At 48.5% G+C, this 17,294-nt stretch carries 16 protein-coding genes; 8 read left to right on the forward strand and 8 right to left on the reverse strand.

The window, feature by feature from the left end; genetic code table 11:
• The first annotated feature begins 173 nt into the window (after window positions 1–173).
• Entirely contained in the window at window positions 174–3,068 is a 2,895-nt protein-coding gene (gene gcvP, locus AWQ22_RS07980; RefSeq protein WP_065710740.1) for an aminomethyl-transferring glycine dehydrogenase, read from the forward strand.
• A gap of 145 nt (window positions 3,069–3,213) precedes the next feature.
• Here the strand turns inward: gcvP and AWQ22_RS07985 are convergent, their stop codons facing one another.
• On the reverse strand, window positions 3,214–4,062 hold the full coding sequence (locus AWQ22_RS07985) for an alpha/beta fold hydrolase (protein WP_065710741.1): 849 nt from the start codon (window positions 4,060–4,062) through the stop codon (window positions 3,214–3,216).
• 11 nt (window positions 4,063–4,073) lie between these two features.
• On the reverse strand, window positions 4,074–4,319 hold the full coding sequence (locus tag AWQ22_RS07990; protein WP_012307165.1) for a hypothetical protein: 246 nt from the start codon (window positions 4,317–4,319) through the stop codon (window positions 4,074–4,076).
• Window positions 4,320–4,470: 151 nt separating this feature from the next.
• Between AWQ22_RS07990 and AWQ22_RS07995 the strand changes: the two genes are divergently transcribed.
• From AWQ22_RS07995 to AWQ22_RS08010, 4 genes are read left to right on the forward strand one after another with little or no spacing between them, the layout of a single operon-like run.
• A complete protein-coding gene (locus AWQ22_RS07995; protein ID WP_065710742.1) occupies window positions 4,471–5,070 on the forward strand; it encodes a tRNA-(ms[2]io[6]A)-hydroxylase in 600 nt (199 codons plus the stop codon).
• Between the two features lie 39 nt (window positions 5,071–5,109).
• A complete protein-coding gene (locus AWQ22_RS08000; RefSeq protein WP_012307167.1) occupies window positions 5,110–5,316 on the forward strand; it encodes a hypothetical protein in 207 nt (68 codons plus the stop codon).
• 13 nt (window positions 5,317–5,329) lie between these two features.
• Window positions 5,330–6,358: a mannose-1-phosphate guanylyltransferase gene (locus AWQ22_RS08005; protein WP_065710743.1), complete on the forward strand. Its 1,029-nt coding sequence runs from the start codon at window positions 5,330–5,332 to the stop codon at window positions 6,356–6,358.
• Window positions 6,358–7,077, forward strand: coding sequence for a biotin/lipoate A/B protein ligase family protein (locus tag AWQ22_RS08010; protein WP_071925382.1), 720 nt, complete (start codon window positions 6,358–6,360; stop codon window positions 7,075–7,077). Before AWQ22_RS08005 ends, AWQ22_RS08010 begins: the two co-directional genes overlap by 1 nt.
• A 185-nt stretch (window positions 7,078–7,262) precedes the next feature.
• Here the strand turns inward: AWQ22_RS08010 and AWQ22_RS17425 are convergent, their stop codons facing one another.
• Window positions 7,263–9,224 carry an SUMF1/EgtB/PvdO family nonheme iron enzyme gene (locus AWQ22_RS17425; protein WP_084448975.1) on the reverse strand — a complete coding sequence of 654 codons (1,962 nt, stop codon included), beginning with the start codon at window positions 9,222–9,224 and terminating at the stop codon, window positions 7,263–7,265.
• A gap of 139 nt (window positions 9,225–9,363) precedes the next feature.
• On the opposite strand from AWQ22_RS17425, the gene AWQ22_RS08020 reads away from it, so the two are divergent.
• From AWQ22_RS08020 to AWQ22_RS08030, 3 genes are read left to right on the forward strand one after another with little or no spacing between them, the layout of a single operon-like run.
• A complete protein-coding gene (locus tag AWQ22_RS08020) occupies window positions 9,364–10,068 on the forward strand; it encodes a class I SAM-dependent methyltransferase (RefSeq protein ID WP_065710744.1) in 705 nt (234 codons plus the stop codon).
• Between the two features lie 57 nt (window positions 10,069–10,125).
• Complete coding sequence (locus AWQ22_RS08025) at window positions 10,126–11,580, forward strand: hypothetical protein (protein WP_232321322.1); 1,455 nt, start codon at window positions 10,126–10,128, stop codon at window positions 11,578–11,580.
• Window positions 11,581–11,617: 37 nt separating this feature from the next.
• Window positions 11,618–12,481 (forward strand): NAD(P)-dependent oxidoreductase, encoded by an 864-nt coding sequence (locus tag AWQ22_RS08030; RefSeq protein ID WP_065711683.1) that lies wholly within the window; start codon window positions 11,618–11,620, stop codon window positions 12,479–12,481.
• A 98-nt stretch (window positions 12,482–12,579) separates the two neighbouring features.
• On the opposite strand, the gene psbC is transcribed toward AWQ22_RS08030, so the two are convergent.
• The 5 genes from psbC to queF form a co-directional block, all read right to left on the reverse strand.
• Window positions 12,580–13,962 (reverse strand): photosystem II reaction center protein CP43, encoded by a 1,383-nt coding sequence (gene psbC / locus AWQ22_RS08035; protein ID WP_030008145.1) that lies wholly within the window; start codon window positions 13,960–13,962, stop codon window positions 12,580–12,582.
• The gene (gene psbD, locus AWQ22_RS08040; protein ID WP_012307174.1) at window positions 13,946–15,004 is read right to left on the reverse strand and encodes a photosystem II D2 protein (photosystem q(a) protein); all 1,059 of its coding nucleotides are present in this window, start codon (window positions 15,002–15,004) and stop codon (window positions 13,946–13,948) included. The genes psbC and psbD overlap by 17 nt, the downstream gene beginning before the upstream one ends.
• Before the next feature lie 314 nt (window positions 15,005–15,318).
• A complete protein-coding gene (gene cobU, locus AWQ22_RS08045; RefSeq protein ID WP_065710745.1) occupies window positions 15,319–15,876 on the reverse strand; it encodes a bifunctional adenosylcobinamide kinase/adenosylcobinamide-phosphate guanylyltransferase in 558 nt (185 codons plus the stop codon).
• A gap of 36 nt (window positions 15,877–15,912) precedes the next feature.
• The gene (gene lgt / locus AWQ22_RS08050) at window positions 15,913–16,785 is read right to left on the reverse strand and encodes a prolipoprotein diacylglyceryl transferase (RefSeq protein WP_065711684.1); all 873 of its coding nucleotides are present in this window, start codon (window positions 16,783–16,785) and stop codon (window positions 15,913–15,915) included.
• Window positions 16,785–17,186: a preQ(1) synthase gene (gene queF, locus AWQ22_RS08055; RefSeq protein WP_062434213.1), complete on the reverse strand. Its 402-nt coding sequence runs from the start codon at window positions 17,184–17,186 to the stop codon at window positions 16,785–16,787. The genes lgt and queF overlap by 1 nt, the downstream gene beginning before the upstream one ends.
• Window positions 17,187–17,294: the final 108 nt, after the last annotated feature.

The raw sequence follows: 17,294 nt of genomic DNA on the forward strand, positions 1-17,294 counted from the left end.
GCCCACAGTCCCGCCCGGAGAGACATTAGGGACATGGGGTGGGCGACCTTACGCTGGGGTTGGGGGATGTTGTGATGGGAAATCTTAGGTTGGAGAACCACATCAGCAGCCCGTGGGGGGTGATTTTTCCCTATTATGATAAGTGCTTAAGCCTGCTTTTTTCTGGTGATTTCATGGTTAATTTGCAACAGTTGCCGCCGCTTTCTCATGCTTCTGAGGATCATTCTTTTGCTCGCCGTCACATTGGTCTTAGTGATGGGGCAATGGCAAAAATGCTGGCATTTTTAGGGTATGACGCGTTGGAAACCTTGATTGATCAAGCGGTTCCCGCCAAGATTCGTCAAAAATTAGCAATGAATTTACCCGCCGCGAAGGGGGAACAAGAAGCTTTACAAACCCTGGCGGCGATCGCCAACCAAAATCAGGTTTACAAAAATTTCATCGGCATGGGCTATTACGACTGTGTGACCCCGCCCGTGATTCAGCGCAACATTTTAGAAAATCCGGGTTGGTACACGGCTTATACGCCCTACCAGGCGGAGATTGCCCAAGGTCGTCTAGAGGCGTTGTTAAATTTCCAGACGATGGTGATCGAGTTGACGGGGCTGGAGATTGCCAATGCGTCGTTGTTGGATGAGGGGACAGCGGCGGCGGAGGCGATGGCGATGAGCTATGGACTCTGTAAAAAGAAGCAGGCGAATACGTTTTTTGTGTCGGAATTGTGCCATCCGCAAACGATTGAGGTGGTGCGGACACGGGCGATTCCCTTAGACATTCAGGTGATCGTTGGTGATCATCGCACCTTTGAGATGACTGATGCTGTGTTTGGGGTGTTGCTGCAATATCCGGCGACGGATGGGGCAATTTTTGATTATCGGGCGTTTATTCAAAAAGCTCACGACCAAAAGGCGATCGCCACGGTGGCAGCGGATTTATTGAGTTTATGTGTCCTCACGCCGCCGGGAGAAATGGGTGCTGATATTGCGGTGGGAACGAGTCAACGGTTTGGAGTTCCCCTCGGTTATGGTGGCCCCCACGCGGCTTATTTTGCGACGAAAGAAAAATATCAACGGCAAATTCCGGGGCGCATCGTCGGCGTTTCTAAAGATAGTCACGGGCAACCGGCGTTACGGCTGGCATTGCAAACCCGTGAACAGCACATCCGACGGGACAAGGCGACCAGTAATATTTGTACGGCCCAGGTGCTGCTGGCGGTGATGGCTTCGATGTATGGGGTCTACCACGGTGCGGCTGGGTTGCAGGCGATCGCTACCCAAGTGCAGCAACACACGCAAATCTTGGCAACGGGGTTAGATAAACTCGGTTTTGCGTCCAATCAGGAACCAATTTTTGACACGCTTAAAGTTCAAACCACGGCAGAGCAAGCGCAAGCCATTCGTCAACGCGCCGAGGCACAGGGCTATAATTTCCGCTACTTTGCGGACGGTAATATCGGCATCAGTTGCGATGAAACAACAACCAGCGCAGATATCGAAACCATTTGGGCAATTTTTAGCGATGCTGAAATTCCCTTTACCTACGCCCAGCTCGCCCAGAATTTTACGCCGAACTTCCCTGAAACGCTCCGCCGTACCAGTGACTTTTTAACGGATCCCGTCTTCAATCGCTATCGTTCCGAAACGGAGTTGCTACGCTATATTCACCACCTCCAGAGCAAAGATTTATCGCTGACCACCTCGATGATTCCGCTGGGTTCCTGCACGATGAAACTCAACGCGACGGCGGAAATGATGCCGGTCACCTGGGCAAGTTTTGGCAAAATGCATCCCTTTGCACCCCGCAGTCAAACCAAAGGCTATCAGCAAATGTGTGACCAGTTGGCGCATTGGCTGGCTGAAATTACGGGTTTTGCCGGAGTTTCTCTCCAACCCAATGCCGGCTCTCAAGGGGAATATGCGGGGTTACAGGTGATTCGTCAGTACCACATTAAAAACGGCGATCGCCAGCGGAATATTTGTCTGATTCCCGAATCCGCCCACGGCACAAACCCGGCCAGTGCAGTGATGTGTGGTTTTAAGGTGATCCCGATTAAATGTTGCAGTAGCCAAGGGGATATTGAACTAGAGGATCTCAAAGCTAAAGCCGAAAAATACAAAGAGAATCTCGCCGCGTTAATGGTCACCTATCCCTCGACCCACGGGGTTTTTGAGGTGGGAATCAAAGACATCTGCCAAGTGATCCATGACAACGGCGGCCAGGTGTACCTCGATGGCGCAAACATGAATGCGATGGTGGGCATTTGTCGGCCGGGAGATTTCGGTGCGGATGTTTGTCACCTGAATTTACATAAAACCTTCTGTATTCCCCATGGGGGCGGTGGCCCCGGTGTCGGGCCGATTGGTGTCGCCGCCCATCTCGTCCCCTATCTGCCCAAGACCAATTTAGACGGGAATACCGACAATATTGGCTTAATTTCGGCAGCTCCTTTTGGGAGTGCGAGTATTCTGCCGATCTCTTGGATGTACATCGCCATGATGGGAACAGCCGGTTTAACGAAAGCGACAAAAGCGGCAATCCTCAGTGCCAACTACATCGCCAAACGCTTGGATGACCATTATCCGGTGTTGTTTAAAGGGACGAATGGTTGCGTGGCCCATGAATGCATTATCGACCTGCGGGATCTGCGGAAATTGGCAGACATTACGGTGGAGGATGTGGCAAAACGTTTGATGGATTATGGTTTCCATGCGCCGACAATCTCTTGGCCCGTGGCGGGGACGATGATGATCGAACCCACTGAAAGTGAATCTTTAGAGGAGTTAGACCGTTTCTGTGAGGCGATGATTGCGATTCGGAAGGAAATTCGCCTGATTGAAGCGGGCAAAATTTCTAAGGAAGATAATCCGGTGAAAAATGCGCCCCATACGGCAGAGTCGGTTATTTGTGGTGAATGGAATCATCCCTATTCCCGTGAGGTGGCGGCCTATCCTGCCCCTTGGCTGAAACAGCATAAGTTCTGGGCGACGGTGGGGCGGATTGATAATGCCTATGGGGACAGAAATTTGGTGTGTTCCTGTGAGGGGATGGAGGCATACAAGGAAAGTTAGTTGCTCCTGTTAGTCGGGGTTGACGCTGTGAACCCCTGCTACGATTAGGGAGCGATCGCTTTTTGGATTGGATATTTACTCCCAAGATTAATAACACATCATATTTTCATCGCCGAAAAGATCACGATGGTCTGGTGTGAGATATCTATAAACTTCTAGTGAGAAAATTGGCGATCGCCTGATTAAAGGCTTCCGGTTCAACCATGTGGGCCCAGTGGTTGCCGGGGACTTTTTGCCATTGGAGATTCGTTAAATATTGACGGTAGGGCTTGAGCTGAAATTCGAGGCGATTTAACCCTCCCTCTGGCTGCACAAACAGGCTCGGCATCCCTAGGGGTTGTGTGAGGCCATTGACCCGGAGAATATCGAGGAAAATTTCATCGCAGGCGCGTTTCACGAATTTGCTTGTCCAGGTGCCGTCGGGATTTTCCAGAAAGCTTTCCCGACAAATCGCCTGTTGCCACTCGTTCCAGCCGCGATATTGCTTCAATTTTTTGGCGATCGCCTCGGCCTGGTGATAGCTCTCGAACTGACCCAACAGTTTTAAAAAGGGCAGCACCCGGTAGCCAATGGGGAAGGTGTAGCGCCACCAGAGGGGCAGTTGTCCCATAAAAAACGGATCAACGAGAATCAAACTTTTCACTTTCTCAGGATTTTGGGTTGCCCAAACAGCAGCAATTTTTGCCCCCCAACTGTGACCAAGGAGATTCACCTGCGACCAGCCGAAATGCTGACAAATGCCGTCTAGATCAGCGTTGTAATCGGCGAAAGTATAACCCGTTTCCGGTTTACCACTGTCCCCATGACCCCGCAGATCCAGGGCAACCACATGGTATTTTTTCCCTAGACTTTCCCCCAAGCTGGCCCACACCAAACCATGATCCGCGAGACCATGGAGTAATAACACTGGTTCACCACCCGGATGCCATTCGTAGTAGCTCAAGGGTAGACCGTTAATTGCCGCAGTATGCTTCTTTGGGGGAATAAAAGTCATGGTAAAAAAGTCTAAGATTCTGCTTTGTCGTCGCTGTTATTGCGGGGAAAGCCACCAATCAGGCCACTTTCGATCATCAGCCCCAGGCCAGCATTGACGACAATTAGGCTCACAGTGCCCCACCAAAACCAAGGTTCCCCATTAATGCGACGGGTGATCGATTCCCCCAGGAGACAGAGGCCAAAGGGAAACATCAAAACCCCAATCTGGGCGGTGATGTACCAGGTCAATTTGTTTTTTCTGACATTAAAATTCATGGGCGATCGCCTTTGCTACGGTAAATTTTGCTCCAAAAATTATAAAGAGTTGTGGCCGTTCTCGCAGGAAACTTGCTCTCGATAGCGGCTATTCTGCATCGGGCTTGGGGAAACTATATACTGTTGAGTTGTCCGCCATCTCCCCAAATCTATGACTGCTGCGACTTTACCCCGGATCAAGTTTCTCCAGGAGCCGACCCGCCCGGAATGGATCGAACTCGCCCTCGCTAATTTGGATACGATTTTGCTGGATCACTCCCACTGTGAACGGAAAGCGGCAGGGGTCGCCCTCAATATGATGTTCCGGTATCCGTCGGCGGTGGAACTGGTGAAAGCATTAACGGCGATCGCCAAGGAAGAATTAGAGCATTTCGAGCTGGTGAACCAGTGGCTAGAACGGAAAAATATTTCCCTCGCGCCGTTGAATGCGCCCCCCTATGGCGGCCAGTTGCGCAAATTGATCCGACCCCAGGAACCGGAACGGCTATTGGATTCGTTGTTAATTTCGGCGTTAATCGAAGCCCGCTCCCACGAACGTTTAGGGCTTTTGGGAGAACATTGCCCGGAGCCGGATTTGGCAAAATTTTATCGGGGGTTAATGGCCTCGGAAGCGCGGCATTATGGGGCTTATTGGGTATTAGCAACGACTTATTATGATCAAGATTTAGTCAATCAGCGGCTTGAAGAATTGGCGATCGCCGAAAGTGAAATTCTCTCGACCCTCCACCCGGAACCCCGAATCCATAGCTAGAATCAACGGCAACGGCATTTACCAAGAGAATTTTGCAGGATGGATCGGGATACAAAATTTATTTTGCTGGTTTTGGGCTTGCCCGTGGCGGGGCTAGTGTACTGTGGCCTCATCATTGCCCTAATGATCAGCCAGCCCTTTGTACGGGCAAATTCCCTCTGGTTTGGCTTTTTATTTTTCTTGATCCCCTTTACCATTGCTGCTGTAACCTGGATTCGCGCTTCGGCGAAGGCCTACCGTAATTAAGCACTCCCAACCTATGACTTTCATCCCCGTAATTTTGGCTGGTGGTAAGGGCGAACGTTTTTGGCCCCTCAGTCGTCAAGACCGCCCGAAACAGTTCCTCAGCCTCGATGGGTCTGGGGTGAGTTTGCTCCAAGCGACGGCAAATCGTTTAGTTTCCCAAGACAATTGGACAGATCTCTGGGTGATTACGGCGGCGCAAATTGCCGATTTGGTGCGGGAACAACTGCCCCAACTGCCCCAGCGTAATATTTTGGTAGAACCAGAACGGCGGGATACGGCCGCAGCGATCGCCTGGACTTGTTTAGAGTTGGCGAAATACTACCCAGAGGATACGGTGGTGGCCTTTTTCCCGGCGGATCATTGGATTGGCGACCCAGATAAATTCCGGGCAACCCTCGACCAAGCGGCGAATTTTGTCAAAGATAAATTGGCGATCGCCACCATCGGCATCAAACCGGACTATCCCGCCACGGGTTATGGTTATATCGAGCAGGGGGAAGCGGTTGAAACGGGCATTTTTAAGGTGAATCAGTTCTACGAAAAACCCGGTACGGCTGTGGCGAAATCTTTTTTGGAAACGGGCAAATTTAGCTGGAATAGCGGGATTTTTCTCTTTTCGATCCGCACGGTACTCCAGGAACTTGCTAGTTACGCCCCCGAAATCCTTGAACCGCTCCAAAATGAAGGCATCGACGCCTACAATAGCTTGCCAAAAATTAGTATCGACTATGCTCTAATGGAAAAAACCGAGCACGCCTATGTATTGCCCGCAGAATTCGGTTGGGATGATCTGGGGGATTGGCGATCGCTCGAAAGATTGTTACCCCCTGATGCGGTGACGAATGTTTGTGTGGGGAATCACCATGCCTTCGAGACGGAACGGGCGATTGTCTACAGTGACAACCCCGACGAAACGGTAGTAACCCTAGGAGTTGCGGATGTGGTGGTGGTGCGCCAGGGGGATGTGACCCTGATTGTGGATAAGCACCGCACCCAGGACATTAAAAAAATCCTCGGCTATCTCCCGAAAAATCTTTTGTAATGACTGGAGTTTGGCACTATATTCCACCCATCGAAGCGTCTGGGGAAACCCAAATGGCGATCGATGCCTGGCTTTTGGATCAGCATCTCCAGGGCAAAATCCCTTCTGTGCTGCGATTTTACACCTGGCAGCCTGTGGCGATTTCCCTGGGCTACCATCAGCGAAAATATCCTGATTTTTGGAATGATTTGACCTACCAAGGCAAAAAAATCGATCTGGTGCGGCGTCCGAGCGGTGGACGAGCAGTGCTTCATCAGGGAGACCTCACCTACGCGATTATTACGTCTGGGCTAAAAGGAAGTCGCCAAACAAACTACGAAACCCTCTGCCAATTTCTCATTGCTGGGTTTGGGGAACTGGGAATTCCTTTAAGTTATGGCCACCAGCAACGGAATTATGGGCATTTTGATAGTTGTTTTCGCACCCATACCAAGGCAGATTTGGTAACGGAATCTGGTTATAAACTGATTGGATCAGCGCAATTGCGTCGCCAAGGGGCAATTTTGCAACACGGTTCAATTCGTCTTAATCCCGATCCAGAACTATATGAAAAAGTTTTTGGGGAGACTTTACAACCTATTTCACATAGTAAATGGTATTCCTATAGTCAAATTATTTCTATTCTTTTCCAAGCTCTTCAAAATTGTCTTGATATTACTTTTTTAGAAATTGCATCGAGTTTCGATTTAGTAGAAATGTATAAAATAGAAAACTATTAGTTTTTTTAACGAATCTTTCTTTCATGCTGTTTTTAGAGAACACCAAAACATGTTCTAGTTATGACAATTGAGTTTGATAGGCTATATTGACACAATATAAGTTCAAAACAAATCTTTAAGCTTATTTTAGCAGGCATAACCGCTTTGAAACATGTTCTTAATAACAATCTTTAGGTACAAAAAAATCAAGCAGATAAAGCAACACGAAATCCCAAATAAAAAAAATCAAAACTTCGGGAATGCATACTACGCTCTGCAGATTGAGCTATTTTTGGAGAAAAGCACCAAGCACCGCCGCGTGCTACTTGATTACCCAATGTAAAAAACCCTTTCTCTACCCATGCACTACCATCCGTAGGTGACCCTAGGTAATTATCATGCCAGTGGTCTTCACACCATTCCATTACATTTCCATGCATTTCATACAATCCCCATCCATTAGGAGGGAAAGTTCCTACATCTACTGTTTTTCCCCAATCAATATTATAGTCAATATGATTCTTTTTTAATGATATATATTTGTGATTTCTTGAATCAAAATTAACATTGGCAATTGATTTGTTAATTGTTTTTCCGTAACAAAAAGGTGTCTTTGTACCTGCTCGACAAGCATATTCCCACTCCGCTTCACTTGGTAATCTATAGTCTCTACCTGTCTTTTCAGATAGTCTTTGACAAAATATTTTGGCCTGTTTCCAAGAAATACTATCCACTGGTTTTTTTGGGCCTTGATACCTCGATGGATTATCTCCCATGACTGCTTGCCATTGTTCCTGCGTTACAGCATACTTGCCCATCCAGAATCCTTTGACGTTGACTTCATGTTGTGGACTTGCATTCTTGATTTGCGATGAACCCATCGTAAAACTTCCATCTCTAATCCATAACATCTCTAAAGGAATATTTTTTGAAAGTTTCTCGATGTAGTAAACTGCTTGTTTTTGACTTTTCTTAATAATATGACCAGAGTTGTCAAATTCATCAGTTTCAAAATTCAGTACTGGATAACCAGGCATTGATTGTTGAATTTCCAAATAAAGATCACTTCTGATATTCGTTTGGGTATTAATCAATCCTTTTCCTTTGATTTTTAGTTTTTGGCCTTCTCGTGTTCCAGGTGGGCTTTTGATAGTTAATATTTCTTGTTGTAATTGAATTGGCTTTATACATCCTTCTTTCATTTCTTGCTGATTCAGAAAAAGACTTAGGTAAAGATCAATATTTTTTGTTGTCGTCGGTAGTTTTGTTGTTTTTTGTATCAATGACTGAGCTGACGATAACAAATCAGCCAATACTTCATTGGCAGAATGATATCTTTTGCTAGTAGCAGGAAGGATTAATTTATCTAAGATACAAGCCAACTTGTCATCAATAGAGCTATTGATAAATTGACGCCAAATCCATTCGTACTCATCTATGTCAAATAATTCAATGGGATCTATACCAGTTAGAAGCTCCAAGCAAGTCACACCTAAACTATATAAGTCACTAGAATATCTGGGTTTTCCTCTTTGTTGTTCTGGTGCAGTATAACCATAGGAACCAATTACTGTTCCTGTTATGCTGAGATTGCTGAACATTTGTTTTGCGGCCCCAAAATCTACTAATATCAGTTTTTTGTCAGACTGACGACGGATAATATTTTCTGGCTTGATGTCTCGGTGAATCACATTTTGGCTATGGATAAATTTTAGAATTGGTAAAATGTCCAATAAAACAGCTTTGACTTGTTCCTGAGTGAAAACACCGGACTTTAGTTCATCAGCAAGGGTTTGTCCATCGATAAATTCTTGAATTAGATATTGGCGGTTATCGACAGTGAAGTGAGCGAATAGACTTGGAATTTGATCATGTTGACTGCCGAGCTTGTCGAGTTGGATCGCTTCTGCCTCAAATAATTCCTCTGCTTTTTTGATTGTGGCTGTGCCCTGGGCCTGGGGTAAAAATTGCTTAATCACCCGAAAAGGTTTTGAGGGAAGATCCTCATCAATAGCAAGAAACGTGCGGCCAAATCCGCCTTGCCCCAAAATGCTAATTGCTCGGTAACGGCCTTTTAGCACCAAAGGGGTGCGGCATTGAGAACAAAAATTGTGGTGAATTGGGTTGAAGCTGGAGCAAACAGGGTTGAGACAGATAGATTGTTGCATAGCTTAGGGGCATAGATGCTAGATTTACACCTAAAATTATAGGAACCCTACACCGTTCCGAAGACAGACTTGAAAAATTTTCTCTGAAAGTGACTTATACAATGGAATGGTTTGAATTTTCTAAACTTCGGGGCGGCCCATGTTTTCCCAGTTACCCACCGACAACCGCGAATTAAATTGGTTTACCCTCACGGAGGCGATCGCCAAACGTTTCGACGCAGAATATCAAAACCAAAAACCCGATCTCCCCGACGAAGTACAAGCCCTGCCCATTTTCCTTGACTGGCAATCCGGTAAGCTCCAGAACCGCGTCACCTCGAAGTTTTGGGAACTGGCCCAACCGAAAAAAAACCAAGCTTGCCTCGATCTCGGTTGCGGAATCAGCTTTTTGATCTATCCTTGGCGCGACTGGAATGCTTATTTTTATGGCCAAGACGTCAGCAAAGTTGCCACAGAAATCCTCCAATCCCGCGCCCCCCAGCTCAATTCCAAACTGTTTAAAGGCATCTCGAACAAACCCGCCCATCACCTCGAAAGCTATCAGGACAGTTTTTTCGAGTTGGCGATCGCCACCGGATTTAGCTGTTACTATCCCTTGGAATATTGGGAAACCGTGTTAGAACAAGTCCGGCGCGTCCTCAAACCAGGGGGCTTTTTTGTCTTTGATGTGATTGACCCAAGCCAAGACATGGCCGAAGACTGGTCAATCCTCGAAACCTACCTGGGCGCGGAAGTATTCCTCGAAGACCTAAGCGACTGGCAAGCCCTGATCAAAAAATCCGGCGCAAAAATCGTCAAAGAACAATCGGGCGAACTGTTCCATCTCTACAAAATTCGCTGGTAAAGCCATTCTTCTGATTGGATGTTGGCGGTTTGTCAGGTCAGTGAGAAGATAAAAAGCGTGGCTTATCAAGGACTGTGGGAAATGTTTAAGCGGATTATTCTCCTCGTTATTTTGGCATTGGGCCTGTGGAGTTGTGGCGATCGCCTCGATGCCCGCCTCGCCAGTGATCTCAATCGCGAACCGACGCCCGTCACCACCCAAGCCCTCACAGAAGTGGCGACGCCCAGCCTAATTACCGAACTGCGCCAAGAATTAGACCAGTACCAACCCCAAATTAAAATTCTCAGTCCCCGTCCCGACGAAACCTTTAACAGCACTACCATCGACGTCCAACTCCAGGTCAATGACCTACCCATTTTCAAGGACGAAGAACTAGGCATGGGGCCGCACATTCACCTCTTTGTCGATGACCAGCCCTACATTGCCGTCTACGACACCAGCAAACCCGTCACCCTCGAAAACCTCAGTCCCGGTAGCCACTTAATCCGCGCCTTCGCCTCCCGTCCTTGGCACGAAAGCTTTAAAAACGAAGGAGCCTACGCCGAAACTACTTTTAATATCTTCACCAAAAGTAATAACAATATTCCCGATTTCCAACAGCCCCTCCTCACCTATAGCCGCCCCCAGGGAACCTACGGTGCTGAGCCGATCATGTTGGATTTTTATCTGACCAATGCCCCACTGCACTTCATTGCCCAGGCCGACAATAGTGATGATGTGAATGACTGGCGTATCCGGATCACCATCAATGGTGAGAGCTTTATTCTCGATGATTGGCATCCCATTTACCTCGAAGGCTTCAAGAAAGGCGAAAACTGGCTCAAGCTAGAATTTATCGATGATCAAGGGGAACTGTTAGAAAATACCTACAATAGCCCTGTCCGCGTCATCAACTACGATCCGAAGCTCAACGATACCCTTGCCAAGCTCGTCCAAAATAAACTCTCTCTCAGAACCGCGAAGCGCCTCGTCACCACCAAACCTCTACCCCCCGAAGTCGAAACGGCTGCCCCAGAAGAAACATTAGAGCCAGCACCAACCGTTGTTCCGGAAGTTGATGAAGCGACGCCACCAGCAGAAACAGAAGCGGCCCCTGCTCCAGAAGAAATCTTGCCAACCTTGGAAGAAGAGGTAGCACCAGAAGCAGAATCCAGCCCCTCGCCTGATCTCCCTGAGGCAATGCCAACCGAAGAAGAACCCGCTGCGACCGTTGAGGAGTCAAACCCGAATCAATCTGAGTCAGTGCTAGAGGTTGAACAACCTGCTCCCGCGCCCGAAATTGAAGCAGTCCCTCCAGATACTCCAGAGATTGAAACCCCACAATCAACCGCGCCCGAATCAACACTAGAACCAGAAACATCGTCTCCCCCAGCAACCGCTGAAAGTGCTCCTGAGCCAGAGGTTGAGCCACGCCCCACTGTGCCAGAGTCGGATATTTCCCCAGAGACAGATCCCCTAGAACAGGGCACAGATGATCTAGAGTCTCCGGAAATTCAGTTGTTCCCGGAGTAACCTAGAGGCGATCTTGATCATCATTGATACTGAAACGATGACGAAAAAAATTGCATTTCTCGGAATAGGGGTCATGGGGGCACCGATGAGCCTCAACCTCCAGAAAAAAGGTTATCAAGTTACTGTGTGGAACCGTTCCGCTGCCAGTCCCCACTTAGCTAGGGTCGTCACAGCGGGTTTGTCCGTTACACCGGCGATCGCCACTGCGGTACAGGATGCAGATTACATTTTTAGTTGTGTGAGCGATGTCCCCGACGTTAAAGCAGTTCTCTTAGGAGAAGAAGGGGTAATCCACGACGCAAAACCCAATGCCCTAATTATTGATTTCAGCACCATTGGAAAACCGGCGGCCCAAGAAATTACCGAAACACTCAAAACAAAAAATCTCCGGTTCCTCGATGCCCCCATCAGTGGCGGGGATGTTGGCGCAGAAAATGGCACCTTGACGATTATGGTCGGAGGCGATCGCCCGGATTTTGACGACGCCAAACCTTACCTCGAAGCCATGGGAAAAAATATTTATTACTGTGGAGATACAGGCAGTGGTCAAGCCGTGAAAATGTGCAACCAAGTCCTCTGTGCAATCCACATGGTGGCCCTCTGTGAAGCGATTCAGTTGGCTCAATCCCAAGGCCTTGACCCAGATTTAATGATCGAAGTTTGTCAGACTGGGGCGGCTGGTTCCTGGGCGATCGCCAACCTCGGTCACAAAATTACCGCCAGGGATTTTCGACCGGGCTTTATGATCAAGCACATCATCAAAGACCTCCGCCTAGTCAATGAAAGTCTCTCAGACTTGGAATTACCCGGTTTAACCTTAGCAACCCAAAAATTTAAAAACACCGCCCAGTTAGCTGATGCCCTCGAACAAGGCACCCAAGCCATGTTCCGCTCGTATTGATTCTTCTAAGACTTTCCCAAAAGCAAAAAACTCCTACCCTAGGGGCAGGAGTTTTTATTCATGAAACTCAGTAACTAAACTGACGCCTCAACAGATTCTTAGTCGAGTTCGTTCATGTTCAGTACAGGCTCAGTCTCACGGTCAATCCCTTTCTCGAAACCAGCCTCAGCCGCCCGTGCACGACCAGCATGCCACAGGTGACCAACGAGGAAGAAGAAGGAAAGAACAAAGTGAGAACCAGCCAACCACTGACGGAGGTTCACAAAGTTGAAGGAGTTAGGCTCCGTAATAATCCCACCAACAGAGTTAATGGAAGCATTAGGGGCGTGGGTCATGTATTCAGCCGCACGACGAAGCTGCCAAGGCTGAATGTCATTGCGGATTTTATCGAGGTCAAGACCATTGGGGCCACGGAGGGGCTCCAGCCAAGGACCACGGAAATCCCAGAAGCGCATGGTTTCACCACCGAGAATGATTTCACCGGTAGGAGAACGCATCAGGTACTTACCAAGACCAGTGGGACCTTGGGCAGAACCAACGTTCGCACCCATAGATTGGTCACGGGCCAAGAAAATCAAAGCCTGGGACTGGGACGCTTCAGCGTTAGTCGGGCCATAAAATTCACTGGGGTAAGCAGTGTTGTTAAACCATACAAAGCAAGTCGCGATGAAGGCCATCAAAGACAGCGCACCGAGACTGTAGGAAAGATAAGCTTCACCAGACCAAACGAGCGCACGACGGGCCCAACCGAAAGGTTTAGTGAGGATGTGCCAGATACCACCAAAGATACAAATCAGACCCACATAGATGTGGCCACCGATAATATCTTCCATGTTGTTGACACCGATCATCCAGCCTTCGCCACCGAAGGGTGCTTTGAACAGATAACCAAAGATTACTGCCGGGTTCAAAGTTGGATTACTGATGATACGTACGTCGCCACCACCAGGGGCCCAGGTGTCGTATACACCACCAAAGAACATCGCTTTAAAGACAAGTAGCAACGCACCACAACCCAGGAGGATGAGGTGATAACCAATGATGTTGGTCATTTGGTTCTTGTCTTTCCAGTCATAACCAAAGAAGCTGGAATATTCTTCGAGGGTTTCAGGGCCACGGACAGCATGGTAGATACCACCCAGACCGAGAACCGCAGAAGAGATCAGGTGTAATACACCAACGACAAAGTAGGGGAAAGTATCAATAACTTCACCACCAGGGCCGACACCCCAACCAAGGGTTGCGAGGTGAGGCATCAGGATGAAACCCTGCTCGTGCATGGGCTTCTCTGCGACAAAGTGAGCGACTTCAAACAAAGTCATCGCACCAGTCCAGAATACGATAAGGCCAGCATGGGCAACGTGGGCACCCAAGAGCTTACCGGAGAGATTGATCAGGCGGGCATTACCAGCCCACCACGCAAAGCCGGTCGATTCGATATCACGACCACCGGAAATGGGCGCATTAGAGAGCGTTACCACGGGGTAATACCTCCTCAGGGAATACAAATTGTTCGTGAATTTGGTCTTGCGGTGCCATCCATGCACGCATACCTTCGTTCAACAGAATGTTCTTCGTGTAGAACGTTTCAAATTCGGGGTCTTCCGCCGCGCGGATTTCCTGGGATACAAAGTCATAGGCCCGTAGGTTCAATGCTAAACCCACAATCCCCACAGAACTCATCCATAGCCCAGTCACCGGCACAAACAGCATGAAGAAGTGCAACCAACGCTTGTTGGAAAACGCAATCCCGAAAATCTGAGACCAGAAACGGTTGGCGGTCACCATCGAGTAGGTTTCTTCTGCCTGGGTCGGCTCAAACGCTCGGAAGGTATTTGCTTGGTCACTGTCTTCAAACAGGGTGTTCTCTACCGTTGCCCCGTGGATCGCACAGAGCAGCGCACCACCGAGAATCCCTGCAACCCCCATCATGTGGAAGGGGTTGAGCGTCCAGTTGTGGAAACCTTGTAAGAACAGAATGAAACGGAAGATACCAGCGACACCAAAGCTGGGGGCAAAGAACCAGCTAGACTGACCCAAGGGGTACATCAGGAATACACTGACGAATACCGCGATGGGGCCAGAGAAGGCGATCGCATTGTAGGGGCGGATACCCACCAGACGGGCAATTTCAAACTGACGCAGCATGAAACCGATCAGACCAAAAGCACCGTGGAGGGCAACAAAGCTCCAGAGTCCACCGAGTTGGCACCAACGGGCAAAGTTCCAGTTGGCTTCGGGGCCCCAGAGGAAAAGGAGGGAGTGACCGAGGCTGTCAGCAGGGCTGGATACAGCAACAGTCAGGAAGTTACACCCTTCGAGATAAGAAGATGCTAATCCGTGGGTGTACCAAGAAGTAACGAAGGTGGTACCAGTCAACCAGCCACCGAGAGCCATGAAGGCGCAGGGGAACAGGAGGATACCGGACCAACCGACGAAGACAAATCGATCTCGCTTCAACCAGTCATCGAGGACATCAAACCAGCCTCGTTCCTGGGGCGCGCGTCCGACTGCAATAGTCATAGTTTTTAATTCCTCTTGTCTATATGAATGAACAAGGGTTGGATATTAAATGGCTTACGCTAGTTTCCTTGTTATGGATTCTCCCTGTCAAATGAGCAAAAGCCAATAGGTATAAATCCTATGGTCAGGGGAGTTTCCGAGAATCATGTAAGCGGGTCAACCTTATGAAATATAGGCTATTTCAGATGGTTAACGTTTCTTAAAATAACACATACTCCATAGGCATATAGCCTTCTGAAGGATTTCATAACCTGAGTGTAAACACTTTTCTTAATATCTAGCAGAGTTTTTGTTACAAAAAGATACAATCAACCTCAGCTGAGGGGCATTTTTACCGGAGGCAAGGGATGTCCTAGGGTTTTGATATCCAAGGCATGGCCACCCACCAATAAATAGACTTGATCGGAAACGAGGCCCACTTCGCGGATCAAACGGCCCAGGCGATCGCGAAATAAGCGTCCTAATGGGTAAGTGGGGACGAGGCCCCAACCCGTTTCTTCGGCGACGAGAATTAGCATCCGTGGGGAACTTTTAATCGCCTCCAAAAATGCTGTGGTGAGCTGTTGCCAAGGAGCAGGCTCTGTTTCTAAATGATTGGCCACCCACAGACCGAGGGAATCTACAAGGACGCAGTGGTCTTCGGGGATACGTCGCATCGCTTCGGTTAGATGGACTGACTCACCCATAAATCCCCAATTTTTCGGGCGGCGATCGCGGTGGTGTTGGATGCGGGCCATCCATTCGGGATCGTCAGGATTTTCAGTGGCCGTCGCAATGTAGGTGATGGGGCGTTGGGACTGGAGTGCAAGGTGTTCGGCCCATTCACTTTTGCCGGAGCGGACAGCGCCCGTAACGAGGATGGTTTGGCCCATGGATAATGTTGTCACTAGAGGAGCAATGGTAACGGTTTAAGTCTCGGAATTGTCTGGGATAGCTTCTGCCTCTCGCAATTCCCTCGGCGATCGCACATCGGGTAAGCGTCGTTTCAGAACATATAACCAGACTAATCCCAAAATACCGAGGGCCATTCCTGTCAAACTGACCAATTGGGCGACGCGAATCCCACCAAGCATCAAACTGTCAGTGCGCAAGCCTTCGATCCAGACGCGGCCAGCACTGTAGGCGATCCAGTAGGTCAGGAAAATTGTGCCTGTTTTGAGGCGATCGCCATGGCGCAAACCCCAGAAAAACAAGTAGAGGAGTAACGCAAAAACCCCAAGATTCCAGACAGATTCATAGAGGAAAGTCGGGTGAAAATATTCATATTCCACAAGGTTTAAAGGGCGATTTTGGAGGGGAATATAAAGCTTCCAAGGCAAATCGGTTGGTGCCCCAAAGGCTTCCGAATTGAAAAAATTTCCCCAGCGACCAATGGCTTGCCCCAAAATCAGAGCAGGCGCAATCAAATCCCCCAGTTGCCAAAAAGAAAGGCGATTCAAGCGACAAAAAATTAAGGCCGCAATCACACCGCCAAGGATCGCTCCGTGGATCGCAATGCCCCCTTGCCAGATTGCAATAATATCCTGGGGGCGATCGGCGTAGCTGCGCCATTGAAATAGCACATAATACAGTCGCGCGCAGGGAATCGCCCCAATAATTCCCCAAATGACGTAATCGGTTAGCAACTCCGGTTTAACCCCCCGTCGCTTTGCCAAAAATTGAGAGAGATTCACACCGATCAACACGGCGATCGCGATTAAAAGACCATACCAACGGATTGCAAAATTACCCACCTCAAACAAAATGGGGCCAGGGGATTGGAACTGCCAAGCGAAAATCATCATGCTTGTTCTTTGGTGTGGGTGACTTCAATGACAGTATGCACATTACCACGGGGCTGGTAGTCTCCTTTGATCGTCATTTCGAGGGGATCACAGGCCGCGACCAGGTCATCGAGAATTTGATTAACTGCTTCTTCGTGGGAAATATAGCGATCGCGGTAACTGTTGATGTAGAGCTTGATCGCTTTTAACTCCACCACTTTCTGATCCGGTACATAGGTAATGTAAATCGTTGCAAAATCCGGATAGCCAGAAAAAGGACATTTACAAGTGTATTCTGGCAGGGTGATGTTAATGGTATAGCGACGTCCGGGACGGGGGTTCGGGAAAGTAATGAGTTCGCCATTTTCAATTTCCCGCTCACCGTACTTTAGGGTTTGCGCTTCTGTGGTCTGGCCCATGGATAAAACCTTAATATTTTTTAAAGAAACCGTATTGTATTGTACAAATTTTTTGGAAGTCCTCGAAAACCTTGAGATTTGTACTAGAGAGACACAAAAAAATCCCCT

The sequence above is a fragment of the Picosynechococcus sp. PCC 7117 genome, from assembly GCF_001693275.1.
GTDB lineage: Bacteria > Cyanobacteriota > Cyanobacteriia > Cyanobacteriales > MRBY01 > MRBY01.